Source organism: Cellulomonas sp. HD19AZ1, assembly GCF_004535805.1.
Lineage (GTDB): Bacteria > Actinomycetota > Actinomycetes > Actinomycetales > Cellulomonadaceae > Cellulomonas > Cellulomonas iranensis.
In genome coordinates, this window is record NZ_SPHX01000005.1 from 172,142 (window position 1) to 194,073 (window position 21,932).

Below are 21,932 nucleotides of genomic sequence, written 5' to 3' on the forward strand. Positions count from 1 at the left end.
GGATCGGGCCGTCGCCCGTGCCTCAGGCCGCGGTGTGCCGCCCCCCACCCGCCGACGCGCGGTCGCCCCTCCCGGACGCTCGCTCCTCGGCGCGCGCGGCACGGCGCTGCGCGCGCTCGGTCGCGCGGCGCCGCTCCTCGACGCTCTCCTCGTCGGCCCGGCGCGCCGCCTCCTCGTCGTACGTGAGGTTCTCACCCGTCTCGGGGTCGAAGACCATGAGCCGCGCGGGGTCGAACCACAGCTCGGCGACGTCGCCGTCGCGCACGCGCGACTCGGCGCCGAGCGACGCGACGAGCTGCGTGCGCATGCCCTCGCCGTCGAGGTCGCGGTCGAGCTCCTCGAGCGTCTGCGCGACGTCCGCGTGCGTCTCGAACGGCACGTACGCGTACAGCTCGGCGCCCAGCCACTCGACGACGTCCACGTCCGCCTCGAACGTCACGCCGCCCTCGCGGCCGCCCTCGTCGAACGTGTCGGCGTCCTCGAGGTGCTCGGGCCGCAGCCCGACGATCACGAGCGAACGGTCCCCGATCCGCTCGCGCAGCGCGGGCGCGAGCGGCACGTCGGCCAGCGGCAGTCGCAGCGTGTCGCCGTCGACCTCGCCGGGCAGGAAGTTCATGGGCGGCGAGCCGATGAACCCGGCGACGAACAGGTTGACGGGCTGCTCGTAGAGCGCGCGCGGGCTCGCCGCCTGCTGGAGCACGCCCTTCTTGAGCACCGCGACCCGGTCGCCCAGCGTCATCGCCTCGGTCTGGTCGTGCGTCACGTAGAGCGTCGTGGTGCCGAGCCGGCGCTGCATGCGCGCGATCTCGGTGCGCATCTGCCCGCGGAGCTTGGCGTCGAGGTTCGACAGCGGCTCGTCGAACAGGAACGCGCGCGCGTCGCGCACGATCGCGCGTCCCATCGCGACGCGCTGCCGCTGCCCGCCCGACAGGTTCGCGGGCTTGCGGTCGAGGTGCTCGCGCAGCTCGAGGGTGTCCGCGGCCCGCTCGACGCGCTCGCGGATCTCGTCGTCCGAGAACTTGCCCTTCTCGAGGCGCAGCGGGAACGCGATGTTCTCGAACACGCTCAGGTGCGGGTACAGCGCGTAGTTCTGGAACACCATCGCGAGCTTGCGGTCGCGCGGCGCCTTGTCGTTGACGACGTCGCCGTCGATGCTGATCTCGCCGTCGGTGATGTCCTCGAGCCCCACGACCATGCGCAGCAGCGTCGACTTCCCGCATCCCGACGGCCCGACGAGGATGACGAACTCGCCGTCGTCGACGTCCAGGCTGACGTCGTTCACGGCCGGGTAGCCGTCGCCGTACTTCTTCACGACGTGGCTCAGCGTGATCGCGGCCATGGCGAACCTCCCTCGGTCCGGGTCAGCCCTTGACGGCGCCCTGGGTGAGCCCGGCGACGATCTGGCGCTGGAACAGCAGCACCAGGACCACGACGGGGATGGTGACGATGACGGCGGCGGCCGAGATGGCGCCGGTCGGCTCCTCGAACTGCGAGGCGCCGGTGAAGAACGCGAGCGCGGCGGGCACGGGGCGCGCGGCCTCGGTCGACGTGAGCGAGATGCCGTACACGAAGTCGTTCCACGCGAGGAAGAACGCGATGATCGCGGTGGTGGCCACGCCCGGGCCGGCGAGCGGCACGATGACCTTGCGGAACGCCTGCGCGGTGGTCGCGCCGTCGACCTGCGCGGCCTGCTCCATCTCCCACGGGATCTCGCGGAAGAAGGCCGTCAGGGTCCAGATCGACAGCGGCAGCGTGATGGACAGGTACGGGATCACGAGGCCGGCCCACGTGTCGTACAGCCCGATCGCGCGCCAGATGTTGAACAGGGGCGTGACGATCGAGATCACGGGGAACATCGACACCGCGAGCGACAGGCCCAGCACGAACGCCTTGCCGGGGAAGTCGAGCCGCGCGACCGCGTAGGCGCACAGCGACGCGAGGACGACGGCGATCGCGGTGGCGATGAGGCAGATCCCCACCGAGTTGCGCAGCGCCGGCAGGAACAGGTCCGACGCCGAGCCCGTGAGGATCAGCTGGTAGTTCTGCCACGTCACGGACGACGGCAGGAACGAGCCGTTGTCGAGGTCGGACGGCGCCTTGAGCGACAACGACACGATCCACGCCACCGGGAACAGGCAGTACAGGACGATCGCCAGGCCGCCGACCCACCACCACAGCTTGCCGCGCGCGTTCATCGTCCCGCCCTCGTCGACGCCGCCAGGTTGACCTTGAAGCCCTTGACGAACATCAGGGCGATGAGCGCGACGGCGATCGTCAGCAGCACGGACACCGCCGAGCCGATGCCGATCTCGAGGCGCTGGATGGTCTGCCGGTACGCGAGGAACGCGACCGACTCGGTGCCCGCGGCACCGTTCGTCATGATGAAGATGTTGTCGAAGATGCGGAACGCGTCGAGCGTGCGGAACAGCAGCGCGACCATGATCGCGGCCTTCATGTTCGGGATCGTCACGCGCCGCATGCGCTGCCACGCGGTCGCGCCGTCGACCTTCGCGGCCTCCTGCAGCTCGCCCGGCACCTGCGCGAGGCCCGACAGCAGCAGCAGCGAGATGAACGGCGTGGTCTTCCAGATCTCCGACAGCGCGATGACCGTCACGGCGCTGCCGAACGACGCGAACCAGTCGGTGTCGGCCGGCACGAACGGCAGCCAGCTGTTCATGAACCCGCTGGTGAGGTCGAACATGAACCGGAACGCGAACGCCGAGACGACCGTGATGATCGCGTACGGGATGAGGATCGCGGTGCGCAGCGCGGGCCGCAGCCGCTGCAGCGCGTTGTTCATGACGAGCGCGAGGCCGAACCCCAGCACGAGCTCGACCGCGACGGTCACGACCGTGATCAGCACGGTCACGCCGAGGGCCTGCCACCAGATCGGGTCGCCCAGGATCAGCGTGAAGTTGCCGAGCCCGACGAAGTGCCGCGCGTCGGGGTTGGTGAGCTTGTAGCTGAACAGCGAGTCCCACACGGCCTGCAGGATCGGGTAGCCGACGACGGCGACGAGCACGAAGATCGCGGGCGCGGACAGCAGCAGCCCGAGCCGCGCCTCCTGCCGGGCCCGGTCGGAGCGCTGCGGCCTGCGCCGCGGCTGCTGCGCGGAGCGCACGGCGCTCGCGCCGGTGGTCGTGGTGCTCACAGCAGCGCCTCCCCCTGCAGCACGGCCGTGATCAGCTCGTCGGCGCGCTGCGGGCTCGTGCCGGGCGACACCGCGCGCGGCGGGTGCCACGTGCGCTGCAGGCTCGACGACACCTCGTTGTAGAACGGCGTCTGGGGCCGCGGCGCCGCGTTCTGCAGCGACTCGCGGATGACGTCCGCCATGGGGAACGTCTCGCGGACCTCGGGGTCGTCGAAGGCCGTGAGCGACGACGGCGGGTTGCCGTCGGACAGGAAGTACTCGGCCTGCTTCTCGGGCGCGACGATGCACCGCGCGGCCTCGAACGCGAGGTCGACGTGCTCGCTGAACGCGCCGACGCCGAGGTTGATCCCGCCGTACGGGGGCCGGGCCTGCTCGCCCTCGACGGCCTGCGGGTACACCGCCCAGCCGAAGTCGTCGACGACCGACTGGTCGAGCGTGCCGGCCTCGACGGCCGACTGCGCGCGCTGCCAGACGAACGGCCAGTTGACCATGAACCCGGCGGTGTCGCCCTCGAACATCGACGCGTTGATGTCCTCGGTCGCGTTGGACAGCTGCGGTCCGCCGACGCCCGCGTCGGCGAGGCCGCGGATGATCTCGGCCGCCGCGCGTCCCGCGTCGGAGTCGAGCGACGGGCGCACGTCCTGCGGGTCCGTCGCCTCGGGGTTCTCCAGGACGTGCCCGCCGGCGGACTCCACGAGCGCGTTGATCCACACCGTGAGGGACTCGGCGCGCACGCCCTGCACGGCGACCGTGCGGTCCTGGTCGGCCGCCGCCTGCACGACCTGCTCCCACGTCACGGGCTGCGTCATGTCGAGACCGGCGGCCTCCGCGACCGACTTGCGGTACCAGAGCAGCTGCGTGTTCGCCCAGAAGGGCACGGTCACGAGCTCGTCGTCGTAGGTCGCGCCCGCGACGGCGCCCTCGGCGACGTCCTGCGTGACGGCCTGCGCGACGTCGTCGGGCACGGGTGCCAGGAAGTCGGCGTTGGCGAACTCGGGGATGTACGGCGGGTCGATGCTCATGAGGTCGATCGACGTGTCGTTGGCCGCGAGGCGGCGCACGAGCTGCTCGCGCTGGCTCGGCGCGTCGCGCGGCAGCAGCACGGTGCTGAGGCGGTAGGCGCCCCCGGACTCCTGCGTGCACTGCTGCGCGATGCGCTCCTGACCGCCCGAGTCGGGGTTGATGTACCAGAGCAGCTCGGGGGGTCCGGCCTCGGCGGCGGAGCAGGCGGCGAGCGGGGCCGCGAGCGCCACGGCGAGGAGAGCCGCGGGTCGTCGCCTCAGGTGTCGCACGGGCGCCTGGCCTCTCACGTCGTCGGGAAGGGGTGTGCCCACATCCGACTACGACCTGCGGGTTCCCGCCACCGGAGCGGTGGAAGGATGGGTCCATGACTTCCACCACCGGTCCCGACGGCGCGGCCGCGGGCGAGCAGGCCTACCGCGTCGAGCACGACACCATGGGCGAGGTGCGCGTCCCCGCGCACGCGCTGTACCGCGCGCAGACGCAGCGCGCGGTCGAGAACTTCCCGATCTCGGGCAGCACGCTCGAGCGCGGGCACGTCGAGGCGCTCGCGCGCGTGAAGAAGGCCGCGGCGCGCGCCAACGCCGAGCTCGGCGTGCTGCCGCAGGACGTCGCCGACGCGATCGTCGCGGCGGCCGACGAGGTCGCGACGGGCGTGCACGACGCGCACTTCCCCGTCGACGTCTACCAGACGGGCTCGGGCACGAGCTCGAACATGAACACCAACGAGGTGCTCGCGACGCTCGCGACGCGCCTGCTGGGGCGCGACGTGCACCCCAACGACCACGTGAACGCGTCGCAGTCGTCGAACGACGTGTTCCCGACGTCGGTGCACGTGGCCGCGACCGCGGGCGTCGTGCGCGACCTCGTGCCGGCGCTCGAGCACCTCGCGGGCGCCCTGGAGGAGAAGGCGACCGCGTGGGCGCAGGTCGTGAAGTCGGGGCGCACGCACCTCATGGACGCGACCCCCGTGACGCTCGGGCAGGAGTTCGGCGGGTACGCCGCGGCCGTGCGGTACGGCGTCGAGCGGCTGCGCGCGGCGCTCCCCCGCGCGGCCGAGGTGCCGCTGGGCGGCACCGCCGTCGGCACGGGCATCAACACGCCGGCCGGCTTCCCGCAGCGCGTCATCGCGCTGCTCGTGGAGGACACGGGCCTGCCGCTCACCGAGGCGCGCGACCACTTCGAGGCGCAGTCCTCGCGCGACGGGCTCGTGGAGCTGTCGGGCGCGCTGCGCACGATCGCCGTGAGCCTCACGAAGATCTGCAACGACCTGCGCTGGATGGGCTCGGGCCCGAACACCGGGCTGGGCGAGATCGCGCTGCCCGACCTGCAGCCCGGGTCGTCGATCATGCCCGGCAAGGTGAACCCGGTCGTGCCCGAGGCCGTGCTCATGGTGTGCTCGCGCGTCGTCGGCAACGACGCGACCGTGGCGTGGGCCGGCGCGTCGGGCTCCTTCGAGCTCAACGTGCAGATCCCCGTCATCGCGTCGGCCGTGCTCGAGTCGATCCGCCTGCTGGCGAACGGCGCGCGCGTGCTCGCCGACCGCACGGTCGCCGGGACCACGCCGAACGTCGAGCGCGCCCGCGCGCTCGCGGAGTCGTCGCCGTCGATCGTCACGCCGCTCAACCGCGTCATCGGGTACGAGAACGCCGCGAAGATCGCCAAGCACGCCGTGAAGGCGGGCGTCACGATCCGCCAGGCGACGCTCGACCTCGGGTTCGTCGAGCGCGGCGAGCTCACGCTCGAGCAGCTCGACACCGCGCTCGACGTGCTCGCGATGACGCGCCCGCCGCGGGCCTGATCCCACCGCGGTGCGGGCGTCCGGGGACGTCACCCGGACGCCCGCACCGGCCACCCGACCGGGTCGTCGCGCACCGACCCGCACAACCGTGGTGGCAGCGCGACCACGCCCGCAGCCCGGGGTCCCCTAGCATCACCGCGACGGGTGCGCGACGGTGCCGCCCACGGAAGGGGAACCACGTGGCCTGGCGGTCCCGCGTGCTGCTCGGACGTCTGCGCGACCAGGCCTCGGTGGTCGCCACCGTGACGCTCGTCGCGGTCGTCGCGACGTCCCTGCTCGCGACCCTCGCCCTGCTGCTCGACCTCACCGCGAACGGTGCGGTCGACGAGGCGCTCGACCGGGCCCCGGCCGCCGACGTGCAGATCGACGTGCTGCTGAGGGTCGGTGGGGCGGACGCCGCGCCGGCCGTCGCGACCGCCGACCGCGTGCTCGACGAGGTCGTCGGCGACGTGCCCGCCACCCGCACCGAGTGGCTCGAGGGCGTGCCGCACCGGTTGGTGGAGCCCGAGCGCACGGGCCTGTCCGCGGTCGCCTACCTCGCGTCGTACCCGCGGACGGACGACACCGCGCGGCTCGTGCGCGGCACGTGGCCCGAGCGGGCCACGGACGACCAGGGCCGCGTCGAGGTCAACGTCCCCGAGGTGGCCGCGGCCGCGCACGGGTGGGACGTCGGCTCGGTCGTCTCCGCGCGGCGGGGCAGAGACGACGTCGCGTGGGTCGTCGTGGGCACGCACGAGCTCGTCGGCCCGCCCCGCACCTGGAGCCGCGACCCGCTCGGCGGCGCCGGGCACGACCCCGCGTACCCCGCACCGGGGGCGTTGGGCGTGTCGACGACGGACGCGTGGGGCCCGTTCCTGGTCGCGCCCGACGCGCTCGCGGGCGAGAACCAGGTCGAGACCGCGCACGTCGTGCTGACGCCGCGGCTCGGCGGCGCGCCGCGCGGCGCGGTCGCGCACCTGCGGACCGCGCTGGACGACGCCCAGGTCGCCCTCGCGCAGGGGCTGGGCGCGGGCACCTCCGGCACCGTCAGCGCGCCCGTCGCGACGACCGTCGACGCCGCGTGGCGCGAGCTCGCCGTGACGCGCATCGGCGTGCTCGTCGTCGGGCTCCTGCTGACCGTGCTCGCCACGACCGTCATGCTGCTCTCGGCACGGCTCCTCGCCGAGCGCCGGGCGAGCGAGGGCGAGCTCCTGGCCGCGCGCGGCGGGTCCGCGCGGCAGCTGCGCTCGCTCGCGGTGCTCGAGGCCGCGGCCGTCGCGGCCCTCACCTGGCTGGTCGCGCCGTGGGCCGCGCTGCTCGCGCTCGGGCGCCTCACCGCGTCCGGGCCGCTGGCGCGCGCCGGCTACGTGGTCCCCGACGCCCCGCCCGGACCCGTGCTGCTCGCCACGGGCGTCGTGGCGGTCGCGCTGGCCGTCGCCCTCGTGGTGCCCGCGTGGCACACCGCGGGGTCCACGTCGCGCGCACCGCACGCGAGCCTGGCCCGCGCGGGCGCCGACGTCGCGCTCGTCGTGCTCGCGGGCCTGGCGCTCGCGCAGCTCGTCACCTACGGCGCACCGCTCGTCACCGGCGGCGGCGGTGCGCGCCTCGACCCCGTGCTGGTCGCCGGGCCCGCGGTCGTCACGCTCGGGGCGGCCGTGATCGCGCTGCGCCTGGTCGGTCCGCTGGGGCGCCTGGGCGACGCGCTCGCGCGGCGCACGCGCTCGTTCGTCGGCCCGATGGCGGCCTGGCAGGTCGCGCGCCGCCCCGAGGCGGCGGCCGGCACGTGCCTCGTGATCGTGCTCGCCGTGGCGACGGCGACCTTCGGGCAGTCGTTCCAGGCGACGTGGCGGCTGTCGCAGCTCGAGCAGGTCGACCTCGCGACCGGTGCCGACCTGCGCGTGACGGGGCTCGGCGGCGAGCCCGGTGACTCGTCGCGGGCCGTGACCGACGCGCTCGCGGCGGCGCCGCGCGTCGACGTGCGACCCGTCGTGGACCGGTCGGTGCGCCTCGGCTACACGGACGGGTCGTCCGGGGCGCTGACGACCGTGCAGCTCCTCGGGGTCGACACCGCGGCGCCGCAGGACCTGCGGGGGCGGACCGCCACCCCCTGGTCGGAGCTGCTCGCGACGCTGCCCGAGCGCGGCGTCCGCGAACCGCTCGACGCGGGCACGCTCGTCGGCGTGCCGCTGCCCGAGGGGACCGACCGGCTGAGCCTGGACGCCGTCGCCGGCACGGTCCCGTCGGCGCCCGGCACGACGACGCTCGCCGTCGCGGTCGAGGACGCCCGCGGCGTGCGCACGTGGGCGTCGGCCCGGGACGGCCTCGGCGGCGGCGACGTGCGGCTGGACACGCCCACGCGGCTCGAGGTCGCGGTGCCGCCGGGCGTCGAGCCGCGACGGCTCGTCGCGGTGCAGGCGCTCATGACCCTCGAGGACCTGCCGCCCGAGATGACCCCGGGGTCCGCGGCCGGCACGACGGGCGACCTCGGCCTGTCGGTGAGCGGCGCCCTCGCCCACGACGACGACACGGGCGCGCAGACCGCCCTGCCCCTGGCCCCCGCCGGGCGCGCGGGCTCGGTGGCCCCGATCGGCGGCACCCTGCTGACGGCCCGGACCGGCCAGGAGGCGAACGCGCCGTCCGGCGCCGCCCAGGGCGGCGACGCGCTGCACCTCGACGCCCGGCTCGGCCTCACCGACGCGACGCAGGGTCCCGTGCGCCTGACGGCGACGGCGTGGCCGACGCAGGGCGTGGTGCCGGCCGTGCTCACGGCGGACGCGGCCCGGCAGGGCGACGTGCAGCCGGGCGACGTACTTCCGCTGCGGGTCGGCTCGCCGCCCGTCCAGCTGCGCGTCGAGGCCGTCGTGCCCTACCTGCCCGGTGCACCGCGCGGTGCGGCGGTGATGGTCGACCGCGAGGCGCTCCAGCGTGCCGCGACCGAGTCCGGCATGCGCGACCCGCTGGTCGACGCGTGGTGGGGCACGGGGGCGGGCCCCGACGTGGAGGCCGCCGCGGCGGCGCTGCGCCAGGAGGTCGACGCCACGGTCGTCACGCGCCGAGCCGAACGCATGCACGCGCTCGAGGGTCCGCTGCGCGCGGCCGTGCCCGCCGCGCTGACCCTGGTCGTGGGCACCGCGGGGCTGCTCGTCCTCGTCGGCATGGGCGCGGCCGCGACCGCGACGGTGCGGTCGCGGCGTCTCGAGCTGGCCCGCCTGCAGGCCCTCGGGCTCTCGCGCGGCGCGGCCGTGCGCGGCGTCCTCGCGGAGAACCTCACGCTCGTCGTGCTCGGCGCGGGCGCCGGGCTGCTCATCGGCTACGGGCTCGCGGCGCTGCTCGGTCCGCTGCTCACGGTGTCGCCGGACGGCCTGGCCCCGGTCCCCCGGCCGCTGCTGGTCTGGCCGTGGCCGGTGCAGGGCGCGGTCGTCGGGGCGCTCGTCACGACCGCGGGCGTCGCGGTCGCGCTGCTCGTCGCGACGGGCGTGCGCCGCGCGTCCGGCGCGCTCCTGCGACTGGGGGACGACCGATGACCGACCTGCTCGCCCGCACCCGGACGCGCGCGCGTGCCGTCGTCGCCGTCGGGCCGCTCGTCGTCCGCCGCCGTGCTCGGCGCGACGCCGGGCTGCTGCTGGGCACCGCGCTGCTGCTGCTCGGCGCGCTGCTGGTCGCGCTCGCGCTGCCCCGGCTGGTCGCCCGGACCGCCGACGAGGCGTTGCAGGGCACGGTCGACCGTGCCGGCACCGACGCCGCCGCCGTCGTGACGCAGCTCGTCGGCCAGCAGCCCGCGGAGGCGATCGACTTCGTCCGCGGCCACGTCGAGCAGGTCTGGTCGGAGCACCCGACGCTCGCGCCACCGACGACGGTCGTCTCGACGCGGCCCTTCGTCGTCGGGTCCCCGTCCGGCGACGTCATCGCGAGCCTCGTCATGCTCGACGGGGTCGAGGAGTCCCGCCCGACGGTGCGCTGGGTCGAGGGCCGCGAGCCGGCGGCGGTGCCCGCGGACGAGCAGTGGCAGACGGACGCGCCGGACCGGCCCCGCGTCGTCGAGGCCGGGCTGTCGGTGCCGGCGGCGCGCGCGCTCGGCGTGGACGTCACGGACGGGCCCGTCACGCTGCGGCTCGACACCGAGAGCAGCGGCCGGATCGCGCGCGTCACGGGGCTGTACGAGGTGGCGGACCCGGCCGCGCGGCACTGGTCGCTCGTCCCCGACGTCGTCGCACCCGTGCCGACGCCGCCGAACGCGCTCGGCGACCTGCGCGTCGCGCTGTACGTGCCGTTCGAGCTGCGCGAGGACGTCCAGGTCGTGGGCGCCAACCGCGCGCTGACCGCGGTCGGGACGTCCTTCCTGCGCACCGACGGCCTGAGCGTCGCGCAGGCGCACGGGGTGAGCGCCGCGCTCGTCGCGCTCGGCGTGCGCGGGCAGCCGGTCGCCACGAACCTGCCCGCCGTGCTCGACGCGTTCGACGCGCGCCTGACGGCGGTGCGCGCGCAGGCCGCGCTCGTGGTCGTGGGCATCGCCGCCACCGCGGCGTCGTGCCTCGTGCTCGCGGGCGGGCTGCTCGCGACGCGACGCCGGCCGACGCTCGCCGCCGAGCGCGCCCGCGGCGCGTCCGTCGCGTCGGTGGCGTACCGGGCGGCGCTCGAGTCCGTGCCGGTCACGCTCGTGGCGTCCGTGCTGGCGTTCGCGGCCGTCACCTGGTGGCTGCCGGGCGCGACCGGCACCGTGACGGTGGCCCTCGGCATCGCGGCCGTGGCGGTCACGGCACCCGTCGTGCTCGCGGGTCGCGTCGCCGCCCAGGCGTGGAACGGGCGTCGCGTCCCGGCGGACCGCCGCGAGCGCGCACGCCTGCGCGCGGTCGGGCAGGCGCGCCGGCTCGTCGCCGAGCTGACGACGCTCGCGGTCGCCGCCGCCGCGCTCGTGTCCGTCCGGGGCCGTGGCCTCGTGCCGTCCGGCGGCGGTGACGCCGACCCGCTGCTGGCCGCCGCGCCCGTGCTGCTCGCGGCGTGCGCGGCGCTCGTCGTCGTGCGGGTCGCGCCCGCGCTGGTCCGCGCCGCGGGCCGCCTGGCGTCGCGCTCGCGCGGGCTCGCCGCCCCGCTCGCCGTCGCGCGCGCGCACGGCGGCGCGACGGCGTTCGTGCCGCTGCTCACGGTCACCGTCACGGTCGCCCTCCTGGTGCTGTCGGGCGTGCTCGTGCAGTCGGTCGACGACGGGCAGCGCACGACCGCCGACGTGCTCGTCGGCGCGGACGGACGCCTCGACGGGCGCCTCGACCGCGCCGAGGGGCAGGCGGCGCTCGACGCGCTGCGCGCCGCCCCGGGCGTCACCGCCGTCGCCACGGGGTCGCAGACCACCAAGCGTGCGTACGGCGAGGGCTCGCGGCTCGAGGCGACCGTGCTGCTCGTCGACGCGGCCGACCTCGCGGCCGTCCGGACGGCGCGCGGCCTGCCGGTCGACGCCGGGCTCGCGGGGCTGGGCGACGCCACGGACGCGCGCGTGCCCGCGCTCGTCTCCCCCGGCCTGCTCGCGCGCCTCGACCCCGACGGCGTCCGGCTGTCGGTGCTCGTCGGCTCCGTCGAGCTCGACGTGCGCGGGACGACCGCCCTCGCGCCGGACGCGGGCGTGCCCCCGGTCGACGCGCGCGACGTGCTGCGCGACGTGTCCGACGGCGACGACGGGCTCGTCGTCGTGGACCGCTCGGTGGTGGCCGCGCTGACCGACGTGCCCGCCGCGGACCGGGCGTGGGTGTCGGGACCGGGCACGGAGGCGGCGATCGCGGCCCTCGACCTCGCCGAGCCGGTGTACTCCGGGCTCACGGCCACGACCGCGCAGGGGTGGTGGCGCACGTGGTCGGGCGAGACCCTGACGCGGGCGCTGACCGCTCTGCAGCTCGCGTCCGTCGGGGCGCTCGCCGTGCTGGCGGTCCTCGCGCTCGTGCTCGTGGTGGTCGCGACGTCGCAGGAACGCGGCCGCACGCTGTCGACGCTGCGCACGCTGGGCCTCGACGCGCGCACGGCCCGCTGGGCGACGCTCGGCGAGCTCGCGCCGCTCGTGCTCGGCGGTCTGGTCGGCGGGTCGGTCATCGGGCTCGTCGTGCCGCACCTGGTCGCGGACGCGCTCGGGCTCGCCTGGCTGACGGGGTCGGCCGCGGGTGCGACAGTGGCCGTGGTGGCGTGGCCCGTGCTGGTCGCGGCGGCGGTGCTGACCGCCGCCACGCTGGTCGCGGTGGGGATCGAGGAGGGCCTGCGGCGCCGCGAGCGCCTGGGCGAGGTGCTGCGGGTGGGCGAGCGGTGAACCGACGAGAGGACACGGACGTGACCGAGGCAGCGGGGACGGCGACGAGCCTGGCCACGCTCGAGGAACGCGCCCGTGCGCGTCCCGAGGCGTTCGGCACGGGGGCGCTGATCGTGTGCGAGTCGCTCGTGCGGATCTACCAGTCCGAGGGCGTCGAGGTGCAGGCCCTGCAGGGTCTGGACCTGCTGGTGCGCACGGGCGAGCTGGTCGCGGTGGTCGGCGCGTCGGGGTCGGGCAAGTCGACGTTGCTGGCGGTGCTCTCGGGCCTGGACGTGCCGACCGCCGGGCAGGTGCGCGTCGGCGAGTGGGACCTCATGGCGATGACCGCGCGCCAGCGCGTGGCCTACCGGCGCTCGACGGTCGGGTTCGTGTGGCAGCAGACGGCGCGCAACCTCGTGCCGTACCTGACGGCGGCCGAGAACGTCGCGCTGCCGATGGCGCTGGCCGGGCGGCCGCGGCGGGCACGGCGGGTCGACGCCGCGGAGCTGCTCGACGTCCTGGGCGTCGGGTACTGCGCCGACCGGCGTCCCGGGCAGATGTCGGGCGGCGAGCAGCAGCGCGTCGCGATCGCGACGGCGCTCGCGAACTCGCCGCAGGTGCTGCTGGCCGACGAGCCCACGGGTGAGCTCGACACGGCCACGTCGGCCGACGTGCTCGCGGCGTTGCGCGACGTCAACCGCGACCTGGGCACGACCGTCGTGGTCGTCACGCACGACCCGGGCGTGAGCGACCACGTGCAGCGCACGGTCGCGATCCGCGACGGCCGCACGAGCTCGGAGGTGCTGCGCCGCACCACGACGCGCGACGACGGCACCGAGCACACCGTGGCCGAGGAGCTCGCGGTGCTCGACCGCGCGGGCCGCGTGCAGCTGCCGCGCGAGTACCGCGAGGCGCTGGACCTCGTGGGCCGCGTGCGGCTCACGCTCGAGCAGTCGCACATCGCGGTGCACCCCGAGCACGCGCGCACCGACGGGGAGGACGCCCGATGACCACGACGGCGACGACGCCGCGCGACGCGACGACCGGCGGGCCGATGGTGCTCGTCGAGCACGTCGCCCGCACCTACGGCAGCGGCCGCACGGCCGTGCACGCGCTGCGCGACGTGTCCCTGGAGGTGCAGCCCGGCGAGCTCGTGGCGCTCGTGGGCCGCTCCGGGTCGGGCAAGACGACCCTGCTCAACGCGATCGGCGGGCTGGACCGCCCCGACGAGGGGCGCGTCGTGGTGGCGGGGCACGAGGTGTCGGCGCTCGACGAGCGCGGGCTGGTCCGGCTGCGCCGCGACGTCGTGTCGTTCGTCTTCCAGACGTTCGGGCTCGTGCCCGTGCTCACGGCGGCCGAGAACGTGGGCGTGCCGTTGCGGATGCGCCGCACACCCGTCCCCGAGCGCGAGGCGCGCGTCGCGCTGCTGCTCGACCTGGTGGGCCTCGGCGACCACGCGCGGCAGCGCCCCGGGCAGATGTCGGGCGGGCAGCAGCAGCGCGTCGCGATCGCGCGCGCGCTCGCGACGTCGCCGCGGCTGCTGGTGGCCGACGAGCCGACGGGTCAGCTCGACTCCGAGACCGGCCGGCAGGTGATGGCGCTGCTGCGGGCGGTCGTCGAGGCCGAGGGCATGACCGCGATCGTCTCGACGCACGACCCCGTCATGGTGGCCCTGGCGGACCGCACGATCCGGCTCGCGGACGGGCGCCTGCTCGACGGCTGACGGCCGGGCGGGCACCCGCGGGGTCCCGCCCGACCGGCGGGCGTCAGGGCGCGGCGACCTGCTCGGCGGGCGCGGCGGGTCCGGCGTCCGCCGGGGTGCCGGGCCGGTGCGCGCGCATCGCGAGCGCGCACAGCGCCCCGAGCACGAGCACGCCGACCGTGACGGCGAGGGTCTGCGCGGCGGCCGACGCGAACCCGGCGTCGACGGCGGTGCGCGCGGCGGCGCGCAGCTGCTCGGCGACGTCGGCGGGCACGCCCGCGGGCACGTCGAACCCGCCGCCGGCGCCGAGCCCGGCCGACGCGGCCTGCCGGAACCCCTCGACGAACGGCCCGCGCACCTGCTCGGGCAGGCCTGCGGCGGCGTCCTGCGCGGCGGCCGGCATGGTCGCGGCGAGGCGCGACGTGAGGGTCGCGACGACGACGGCCGAGCCGATGACGCCGCCGACCTGGCGCGTCGTGTTGAACGCGCCCGCGCCCGCGCCCGCGGTGCGCTGGTCGAGGCCCGAGGTCGCGAGGCTCGCGAGCGGCGAGAACACCAGGCCCGTGCCGACGCCGAACAGCACCATCGGCAGCACGAGGCGCCACACGGCGACGCCCGGCTGCACCTGCGTCGCGAGGATCCCGATCGCGACCGCGAGGGTCGCGAAGCCGCTGAACGCGACCCACTTGCCGGGCACGCGGTCCGACAGCCGGCCCGCGAACGGTGCGATGACGCCCGACAGCAGCGACCCGGGCAGGCCGACGAGCGCGGCGTGCAGCGGCGAGAGGCCGAGCACCTGCTGCAGGTACAGCGTGAACGGGAAGAAGATGCCCGTCATCGCGAACGTCACGGCGGCGCCGGCGACGTTCGCGAGCGAGAAGTTGCGGTGCACGAACAGCCGCAGCGGCAGCAGCGCGTCGTCGCCGCGGTGGCGCTGCCACAGCAAGAACGCGCCCGACACGAGGACGCCCGCGCCGACGACGCCCCACACGGTCACGGGACCGACGATCGTGCCCCAGTCGTACGCCTCGCCCTCCTGCAGCCCGAAGACCAGGAGCGTGAGCCCGACGACCGACAGCACGACGCCGACGCCGTCGAGCGAGCGCGCGTGGGTCGGCAGCACGGGCAGCTGGCGGAACGACAGCCACAGCGCGACCGCACCGACCGGGACGTTGACGTAGAAGATCCACTCCCAGCCGACGGTCTCGACGAGCAGGCCGCCGAGCACCGGGCCGGTGATGGTCGCGACGCCCGCGACCGAGCCCCACACGCCCATCGCGGCCCCGCGCTGCTGGGGCGGGAAGACGCGCGTGATCATGGCCATGGTCTGCGGCGTCATGAGCGCGCCGCCGACGCCCTGCACGGCGCGCGCGGCGATGAGCCACCCGACCGAGCCGGACAGGCCGCACGCGAGCGACGCGAGCGTGAAGATCACGAGTCCGGTGACGAACACGGGACGCGGGCCGAACCGGTCGCCGAGCCGCCCGGTGACGAGCAGGAGGACGGCGAACGTCAGCAGGTAGGCGCTGTTGACCCACCCGACGGTGACGAGGCTCGCGCCGAACGCGTCCTGCAGGGTGGGGACGGCGATGTTCACGATGGTCGTGTCGACCATGATCATGAAGAAGCCGAGGCACAGGGGCGGCAGCACGCTCCAGGGGCTGCGGCCGCGCAGGTCGACGAGGGGCTGGGTCACGGGGTGCTCCGGGTGTCGGTGGCCGCGAGGCGACGTGCGCGCGCGGCGAGGAAGTCGGGGGGCGGGGGCCCGCCCCACTCGAGGGTGTCGTCGGCGAGCTCGCGCAGGACGTCGTCCAGCCAGGCGATCTCCGCCGTGAGCAGGACGAGCTCGCGTTCGCCGTCGAGCACGAAGCGGCGCGGCAGGCCCTCGCCGCGGACGGCGTCGATGCGGGCGCGCAGCTCCGCGAGGCGCGCGGCCTCGCGGTCGCGCCGCGCCCGGAGGGCGGCGGCGACGTCGTCGACGGGCAGGCGCCACGCGTGCGCCAGGCCGACGGGGAAGTCCGGGAGCGCGGGGCGCTCGTCGGCCAGGTGGGCGGTGATCGCCGGGGCGAGCGCGGCGTGGCCGGCGGGCGTCGCGCGGTACGTGGTGCGCTCGGGGCGGTTGCCGGCGCGCTCGGTGCCGACGGCCTCGACGAGGCCGTCGCGCTCGAGCCGGTCGACCGCGTGGTAGACGGCGCCGGGGTTGACGCGCACGAGGCGGTCGTCGCCGCGCTCCACGAGCGTCTGGAAGACGTCGTACGGGTGCCGGGGCTGCTCGGCGAGCAGCGCGAGGACGACCACCGTGACGGCGGTCGGCGTGCGCGACATGTCTGTCCTCCGGTCGGGGTGCACGGTCGGGACGTGGGACCTCGGTCCTTGTTCCGGCCGGAACATTACGCCTGGAACAACAGCACGTCGAGCCGATCACCGGGTGACGTCGCGCACGCACGAGGGGCGCCGACCCCGACGGGTCGACGCCCCTCGCGGGCGGGCCGGACGACGTCAGGCGTCGATGCCCTCGAACAGCTCGGTGACCAGCGCCGCGACCGGCGAGCGCTCGGAGCGCGTGAGCGTCACGTGCGCGAACAGCGGGTGCCCCTTGAGCGCCTCGATGACCGCCGCGACGCCGTCGTGCCGCCCCACGCGCAGGTTGTCGCGCTGCGCGACGTCGTGCGTGAGGACCACGCGCGACGACTGCCCGATGCGCGACAGCACCGTGAGCAGCACGTTGCGCTCGAGCGACTGCGCCTCGTCGACGATCACGAACGCGTCGTGCAGCGAGCGCCCGCGGATGTGCGTGAGCGGCAGCACCTCGAGCAGGTCGCGGTCGACGATCTCCTCGACGACCTCCTTGCCGACCACGGCGCCGAGCGTGTCGAACACGGCCTGCGCCCACGGGCTCATCTTCTCGGCCGAGTCCCCCGGCAGGTAGCCCAGGTCCTGCCCGCCCACCGCGTAGAGCGGGCGGAAGACCATGACCTTGCGGTGCTGGCGCCGCTCGAGCACGGCCTCGAGGCCCGCGCACAGCGCGAGCGCCGACTTGCCCGTGCCCGCGCGCCCGCCGAGCGACACGATGCCGATCTCCTCGTCGAGCAGCAGGTCGATCGCGACGCGCTGCTCGGCCGAGCGCCCGTGCAGCCCGAACACGTCCCGGTCGCCGCGGACCAGCTGCACGTGCTTGTCGGCCGTGACGCGCCCGAGCGCCGACCCGCGCGGGCTGTGCAGCACCAGGCCCGTGTGGCAGCGCAGGTCGGTCGGGCTGCCCGTGAGCGTCGACCCCGCCGCCGGCGGCGCGACGTCCGCGAGCGCGAGCGACTCGTGCTCCCACAGGTCGGCCATCTGCTGCTCGGTGAGGTCGAGCGCGTCCATGCCGGTCCAGCCCGAGTCGACCGCGAGCTCGGCGCGGTACTCCTCGGCGTCCAGGCCGACCGCGGACGCCTTGACGCGCATCGGCAGGTCCTTGGAGACCACGACCACGCGCCGCCCCTCGGCGGCCAGGTTGGCCGCGACCGCGAGGATCCGGGTGTCGTTGTCGCCGAGCCGGAACCCCGACGGCAGCACCTGCGGGTCGACGTGGTGGAGCTCGACGCGCAGCGTGCCGCCCACGTCGGTGACGGGCACGGGCGCGTCCAGCCGGCCGTGCTCGACGCGCAGGTCGTCGAGCAGGCGCAGCGCGCTGCGTGCGAAGTACCCCAGCTCGGCGTGGTGGCGCTTGGCCTCGAGCTCGGTCACGACGACGACCGGCAGGACGACGTCGTGCTCGGCGAACCGCAGGAGCGCACGCGGGTCGGACAGCAGGACGGACGTGTCGAGCACGTACGTGAGGCGTTCGGACGGGGAGCCGGGGGCCCCGGGCGACCCCGGGGCGGTGGTCGCGGGTGCGGTGCCCAGGTCGTGCTGCGAGGTGCGGTCCACGGCAGGCTCCCCTCGGGCGCGTCAGCGCCGGTGCGGGTGCCGCCCGCCGGCTCGGGGCGCCGGGGCACCCGCGGGTCGTCGGACGGCGGCGGGACGGGTCGGCCGGCCGAGGGCCGGGTCCGGCCCTCCGTCTCGGAGCGGTCGCTCCATGGGCTGGCCTCCCGGGGACGACGGGCGTCGTCCTCGGTCGCGAACGTAACCCCGGTCACACCCGCCGGCGCGCACATCCACGCGCGTCGCGGCAGATGTCACGCGCTGTTCACGTGACGTCCCACGGCCCGACTGCGGGCACGTGGGCGATCGCGCAGGTCAGCGCCCGAGTCGCCGCTGCCGCTGGCTGTAGGCGCGCACGGCGCGCAGGAAGTCGACACGCCGGAAGTCGGGCCAGTAGGCGTCGCAGAAGTAGAACTCCGAGTGCGCCGACTGCCACATGAGGAACCCGCCGAGCCGCTGCTCGCCCGACGTGCGGATCACGAGGTCGGGGTCGGGCTGGCCCTTGGTGTAGAGGTGCTGGGCGATGTGCTCGACGTCGAACGCCTCGGCGAGCTCGTCGAGGCTCGCACCGGCCTCGGCGTGCACGCGCAGGAACGAGCGCACGGCGTCGGCGATCTCGCGGCGCCCGCCGTAGCCGACGGCGACGTTGACGTGCAGGCCCTGCACGTCGGCCGTGGCGTCCTGCGCGGCCTTGAGCGCCGACGCGGTGCGGTCGGGCAGCATGTCGAGCGCGCCGACGGCCTGCACGCGCCAGCGCCGCTCCGCCGCGAGCTCGCCGACGACGTCCTCGATGACGCGCAGCAGGTGCTCGAGCTCCTCGGGGTCGCGCGCGAGGTTGTCGGTCGACAGCATCCACAGCGTCACGACCTCGACGCCCACGTCCTCGCTCCACTGCAGGACGTCGCTGATCTTGTCGGCGCCGCGCCGGTGCCCGGTGGCGGACGACAGGCCGCTGTCGCGCGCCCAGCGGCGGTTGCCGTCGAGGATCACGCCGATGTGCCGCGGCACCCGGTCGGGGTGCAGGGACGCCGCGAGGCGTCGCTCGTACAGGCCGTAGAGCGGGTGCGGCAGGCGCACGCGTAGCCTCCTCGTGGCGGTCGTTCGACGGCGCCCACGGTACTCGCCGGAGGACCTCGCGAGGGCACGGGTCACGTCGACACCGCTACCTACGGACGCGTAACCTACGGTCACGTAGGTCTCGAGCGACGAAGGCGGCACCCGACGCATGAGCACTCCCCCGGCCCACGACGCGCGCCCCGGACGCGACACCCCCGACGAGGCCCGCCGCAGCGACCACCCCGTGTCCCGCGCGGCCGACGCCGTCGGCGACGCGGTCGAGCAGGTCGTCGACGCGGTCAAGCCGCGGCTTCGCGGCTGGATCCACGCGGGCGTCGCGCCGCTCGCGCTCGTCGCGTCGATCGTGCTCGTCGTGCTCTCGCCCACCGCGGCCGCCCGCTGGGCCAACGTCGTGTTCGGGCTCTCGGCGGTCATGCTGTTCGGGACCAGCGCCGTCTACCACCGCGGCACGTGGTCGCCGCGGGTCGCGGGCGTGCTGCGCCGCCTCGACCACACGAACATCTTCCTCATCATCGCCGGCACGTACACGCCGCTCGCGGTGCTGCTGCTGCCGCCGCCGACCGCGCGCACGCTGCTGCTCGTCGTGTGGTCCGGCGCGCTCGTCGGGCTGCTCGCGCGCGTGTTCTGGCTGGGCGCACCCCGGTGGGTGTACGTGCCGATCTACCTCGCGCTCGGCTGGGTGGCCGTCGGCTTCATGCCGCAGTTCTGGACGTCGGGCGGCCCGGCGGTCGTGTGGCTCATCGCGGGCGGCGGCCTCGCGTACACCGTCGGCGCCGTGGTCTACGGGCTCAAGCGCCCGAACCCGAGCCCGCGGTGGTTCGGGTTCCACGAGATCTTCCACGCGCTCACGGTCGTCGGGTACACGTGCCACTTCGTGGCCGTCGCGATCGCGACGGCCCACGCCGCCTGACGACCCGCGCCCCGCCCCGCGGGCGGCTCAGCCGCGCGGCACCACCGCGTAGCGCCGGTGCGCCAACGACGGCACGCGCTCACGCACGGCCTCGATCCCCGCCGCGTCGACGTCGACCGTCCGCACCTGCGGCGTCTCGTCGAGCTCGAGGCCCACCACGCCGTCCGGCCCGACGACGAGCGACCGCCCGACCACGCCCCGGCCGGCCTGGCCGACCGCGACCACGGCCGCCGTGCTCTCGATCGCGCGCGCGACCGCGAGCGTGCGCCACTGCATGGCCTTGAGGTCGCCCGCGACCCACGCGGCGGGCACCACGAGCACGTCGGCGCCCGCGTCGACCAGGCGCCGCGCCGACTCCGGGAACCGCAGGTCGTAGCAGGTGAGCACGCCCAGCCGCAGGCCCGCGACGTCGAGCACGAGCGGCGCCGCGTCCACCGGCCCCGGCGCGAGCCGCTCCGACTCCCGGTGCCCGAACGCGTCGTACAGGTGCACCTTGCGGTAGACCCCCACGACCTCGCCGGTCGCGTCCACACCCACGACGGCGTTGACCGCGCGCGGCCGGCCGTCGGGCCCGGGCTCGCCGCCCGGCAGCGTCGTGCCCGCGAGCACGGCGCACCCGCCGCGGCGCGCCTCGGTGCGCAGCATCGTCACGAACGGCCCGTCGAGCGGCTCCGCGAGGTCGACGCCCACGCCGCGCGGGTCGTACGCCGACGCGTACTCGGGCAGCACCGCGACGTCCGCGCGCACGCGCGCCGCCGTGCGCAGCGCGTCGCGCGCCGCCACGAGGTTCGCCTCGCGGTCCGTGCCGACCTGCAGCTGCGCGACCGTGACGCGCACGGCCGGGCGCTGCGGCGGCGCGGGACGGTCGGTCACGGGCGGTCGTCCGCCGCGTCGCCGGCCCCGGCGTCCTGCGGCGCGGCCGCGTCGGCCGGGGCGTCGGCGACGGGCGCCGTCGCGTCGGTCGGGCCGGCCGCCGCGGTCTCGGCGGCGACCCGCTCGCGCTCGCGGTGCGTCGCGCGTCGCATGCGCCGCGTGAACGAGACCGCGAGCGCGATGATCGCGACTGCCAGCAGGAACGTCGCGACGAACCCCGCGAACCCGGGCGACCCCTCCTGCGGGCTCTCGTACGTCGGCCCCGGCAGCCGCTCGGCCCACACCACGCCCGTGAGCAGGGCCGTGCCCAGCAGCGCGCTCATCGTGCGTGCTCCGTCCCGCGGATCCCCGCGAACAGGTCGTCCTCGGGCAGCGTCGTCGGCACGCGGGACTCCGCGAGCTCGTACTCCTCGTCGCGCCACGTCGCGAGCTCGACCTCGCGCGGCACCGCGAAGAACCAGCCCTCGGGGTCGATCTGCGTCGCGTGCGCCCGCAGGGCCGCGTCGCGCTGCGGGAAGTAGTCGGCGCACTCGACGCGCGTCGTGACCTCGCGCTCGGGCACCTCGCGCGCCTGCCGCGAGTCGATCCAGTCGCTGAACGGCGACTCGCCGCCCGCCGCGACGATCGCGTCGTGCACGGCCCGCATGCGCGCGAGCGAGAAGCCGTGGTTGTAGTACAGCTTCAGCGGGGTCCACGGCTCGCCGCGGTCGCGGTAGCGCTCGGGGTCGCCCGCGGCGGCGAACGCCTCGACGCCCACGCGGTGGCACATGATGTGGTCCGGGTGGGGGTAGCCGCCCGTGGGGTCGTACGTCGTGATGACGTGCGGCCGGAACTCGCGGACCAGCTCGACGAGCGGCGCGGCGGCCTCCTCGAGCGGCACGAGCGAGAACGAGCCCTCCGGCACGGGGGGCAGCGGGTCCCCCTCGGGCAGGCCCGAGTCGACGAAGCCCAGCCAGTGCTGCCGCACGCCGAGCGCCGCCGCCGCGGCGGCCATCTCCTCGCGGCGCACCGCGCGCATCTCCTCGAGGCCCACGGGCGCGGGACCGTAGTGCGGGTTGAGCACGTCCCCGCGCTCGCCGCCGGTGCAGGTCACGACGAGCACGTCGACGCCCTCCGCCGCGTAGCGGGCCGTGGTCGCGGCACCCTTGCTGGACTCGTCGTCCGGGTGCGCGTGCACCGCCATCAGCCGTAGCCGGTCCGTGCTCACCTGAGGATCCTCCCGTGGCAGGTCGTGGGACGAGAGACAAT

17 protein-coding genes are annotated in these 21,932 nt (G+C 75.7%); 6 read left to right on the forward strand and 11 right to left on the reverse strand.

Features of this window, described 5'->3' with window-relative positions; genetic code table 11:
* Window positions 1–22: 22 nt before the first annotated feature.
* Genes E4A51_RS11905 through E4A51_RS11920 form a run of 4 tightly spaced genes read right to left on the reverse strand, consistent with a single transcriptional unit; the run spans window position 23 to window position 4,404 of the window.
* Window positions 23–1,339 carry an ABC transporter ATP-binding protein gene (locus tag E4A51_RS11905; RefSeq protein WP_134851865.1) on the reverse strand — a complete coding sequence of 439 codons (1,317 nt, stop codon included), beginning with the start codon at window positions 1,337–1,339 and terminating at the stop codon, window positions 23–25.
* A 22-nt stretch (window positions 1,340–1,361) separates the two neighbouring features.
* Window positions 1,362–2,195 carry a carbohydrate ABC transporter permease gene (locus tag E4A51_RS11910; protein ID WP_134851866.1) on the reverse strand — a complete coding sequence of 278 codons (834 nt, stop codon included), beginning with the start codon at window positions 2,193–2,195 and terminating at the stop codon, window positions 1,362–1,364.
* Window positions 2,192–3,151, reverse strand: a complete 960-nt coding sequence (locus E4A51_RS11915; protein ID WP_206120036.1) for a carbohydrate ABC transporter permease — start codon at window positions 3,149–3,151, stop codon at window positions 2,192–2,194. Before E4A51_RS11915 ends, E4A51_RS11910 begins: the two co-directional genes overlap by 4 nt.
* Complete coding sequence (locus E4A51_RS11920) at window positions 3,148–4,404, reverse strand: extracellular solute-binding protein (RefSeq protein WP_240696456.1); 1,257 nt, start codon at window positions 4,402–4,404, stop codon at window positions 3,148–3,150. Before E4A51_RS11920 ends, E4A51_RS11915 begins: the two co-directional genes overlap by 4 nt.
* A 134-nt stretch (window positions 4,405–4,538) precedes the next feature.
* On the opposite strand from E4A51_RS11920, the gene E4A51_RS11925 reads away from it, so the two are divergent.
* The 5 genes from E4A51_RS11925 (at window position 4,539) to E4A51_RS11945 (ending at window position 13,939) form a co-directional block, all read left to right on the forward strand.
* Window positions 4,539–5,972, forward strand: a complete 1,434-nt coding sequence (locus E4A51_RS11925; RefSeq protein ID WP_134851867.1) for a class II fumarate hydratase — start codon at window positions 4,539–4,541, stop codon at window positions 5,970–5,972.
* Between the two features lie 179 nt (window positions 5,973–6,151).
* Window positions 6,152–9,475 carry an ABC transporter permease gene (locus E4A51_RS11930; RefSeq protein ID WP_134851868.1) on the forward strand — a complete coding sequence of 1,108 codons (3,324 nt, stop codon included), beginning with the start codon at window positions 6,152–6,154 and terminating at the stop codon, window positions 9,473–9,475.
* A complete protein-coding gene (locus tag E4A51_RS11935; protein WP_134851869.1) occupies window positions 9,472–12,237 on the forward strand; it encodes an FtsX-like permease family protein in 2,766 nt (921 codons plus the stop codon). Before E4A51_RS11930 ends, E4A51_RS11935 begins: the two co-directional genes overlap by 4 nt.
* A gap of 20 nt (window positions 12,238–12,257) precedes the next feature.
* On the forward strand, window positions 12,258–13,226 hold the full coding sequence (locus E4A51_RS11940; protein WP_201775289.1) for an ABC transporter ATP-binding protein: 969 nt from the start codon (window positions 12,258–12,260) through the stop codon (window positions 13,224–13,226).
* Window positions 13,223–13,939: an ABC transporter ATP-binding protein gene (locus tag E4A51_RS11945; protein WP_070320791.1), complete on the forward strand. Its 717-nt coding sequence runs from the start codon at window positions 13,223–13,225 to the stop codon at window positions 13,937–13,939. The genes E4A51_RS11940 and E4A51_RS11945 overlap by 4 nt, the downstream gene beginning before the upstream one ends.
* Before the next feature lie 43 nt (window positions 13,940–13,982).
* Here the strand turns inward: E4A51_RS11945 and E4A51_RS11950 are convergent, their stop codons facing one another.
* The 4 genes from E4A51_RS11950 to E4A51_RS11965 form a co-directional block, all read right to left on the reverse strand.
* Window positions 13,983–15,614, reverse strand: coding sequence for an MDR family MFS transporter (locus E4A51_RS11950; protein ID WP_070320790.1), 1,632 nt, complete (start codon window positions 15,612–15,614; stop codon window positions 13,983–13,985).
* A complete protein-coding gene (locus E4A51_RS11955) occupies window positions 15,611–16,243 on the reverse strand; it encodes a PadR family transcriptional regulator (RefSeq protein WP_070320789.1) in 633 nt (210 codons plus the stop codon). The genes E4A51_RS11950 and E4A51_RS11955 overlap by 4 nt, the downstream gene beginning before the upstream one ends.
* Window positions 16,244–16,417: 174 nt before the next feature.
* Window positions 16,418–17,806: a PhoH family protein gene (locus tag E4A51_RS11960; RefSeq protein ID WP_046531216.1), complete on the reverse strand. Its 1,389-nt coding sequence runs from the start codon at window positions 17,804–17,806 to the stop codon at window positions 16,418–16,420.
* 333 nt (window positions 17,807–18,139) lie between these two features.
* Complete coding sequence (locus E4A51_RS11965) at window positions 18,140–18,901, reverse strand: isoprenyl transferase (protein WP_046530288.1); 762 nt, start codon at window positions 18,899–18,901, stop codon at window positions 18,140–18,142.
* A 148-nt stretch (window positions 18,902–19,049) separates the two neighbouring features.
* Here E4A51_RS11965 and E4A51_RS11970 point away from each other — a divergent pair, with 148 nt between their 5' ends.
* On the forward strand, window positions 19,050–19,811 hold the full coding sequence (locus E4A51_RS11970) for a hemolysin III family protein (RefSeq protein ID WP_134851870.1): 762 nt from the start codon (window positions 19,050–19,052) through the stop codon (window positions 19,809–19,811).
* Window positions 19,812–19,838: 27 nt separating this feature from the next.
* Here E4A51_RS11970 and E4A51_RS11975 read toward each other — a convergent pair whose 3' ends face one another.
* From E4A51_RS11975 to mca, 3 genes are read right to left on the reverse strand one after another with little or no spacing between them, the layout of a single operon-like run.
* Window positions 19,839–20,684, reverse strand: coding sequence for a carbon-nitrogen hydrolase family protein (locus E4A51_RS11975; RefSeq protein WP_070320787.1), 846 nt, complete (start codon window positions 20,682–20,684; stop codon window positions 19,839–19,841).
* Window positions 20,681–21,007, reverse strand: a complete 327-nt coding sequence (locus E4A51_RS11980) for a hypothetical protein (protein ID WP_134851871.1) — start codon at window positions 21,005–21,007, stop codon at window positions 20,681–20,683. Before E4A51_RS11980 ends, E4A51_RS11975 begins: the two co-directional genes overlap by 4 nt.
* Window positions 21,004–21,891: a mycothiol conjugate amidase Mca gene (mca, locus tag E4A51_RS11985; RefSeq protein ID WP_046530287.1), complete on the reverse strand. Its 888-nt coding sequence runs from the start codon at window positions 21,889–21,891 to the stop codon at window positions 21,004–21,006. The genes E4A51_RS11980 and mca overlap by 4 nt, the downstream gene beginning before the upstream one ends.
* Between the last annotated feature and the right edge of the window lie 41 nt (window positions 21,892–21,932).

Bases quoted from the DNA above. Each gene is read 5' to 3' on its own strand.
- E4A51_RS11905 (WP_134851865.1), bottom strand. From the start codon at position 1,339: ATGGCCGCGATCACGCTGAGCCACGTCGTGAAGAAGTACGGCGACGGC.
- E4A51_RS11935 (WP_134851869.1), top strand. From the start codon at position 9,472: ATGACCGACCTGCTCGCCCGCACCCGGACGCGCGCGCGTGCCGTCGTC.
- E4A51_RS11910 (WP_134851866.1), bottom strand. From the start codon at position 2,195: ATGAACGCGCGCGGCAAGCTGTGGTGGTGGGTCGGCGGCCTGGCGATC.
- E4A51_RS11955 (WP_070320789.1), bottom strand. From the start codon at position 16,243: ATGTCGCGCACGCCGACCGCCGTCACGGTGGTCGTCCTCGCGCTGCTC.
- E4A51_RS11925 (WP_134851867.1), top strand. From the start codon at position 4,539: ATGACTTCCACCACCGGTCCCGACGGCGCGGCCGCGGGCGAGCAGGCC.
- E4A51_RS11945 (WP_070320791.1), top strand. From the start codon at position 13,223: ATGACCACGACGGCGACGACGCCGCGCGACGCGACGACCGGCGGGCCG.
- E4A51_RS11970 (WP_134851870.1), top strand. From the start codon at position 19,050: ATGAGCACTCCCCCGGCCCACGACGCGCGCCCCGGACGCGACACCCCC.
- E4A51_RS11980 (WP_134851871.1), bottom strand. From the start codon at position 21,007: ATGAGCGCGCTGCTGGGCACGGCCCTGCTCACGGGCGTGGTGTGGGCC.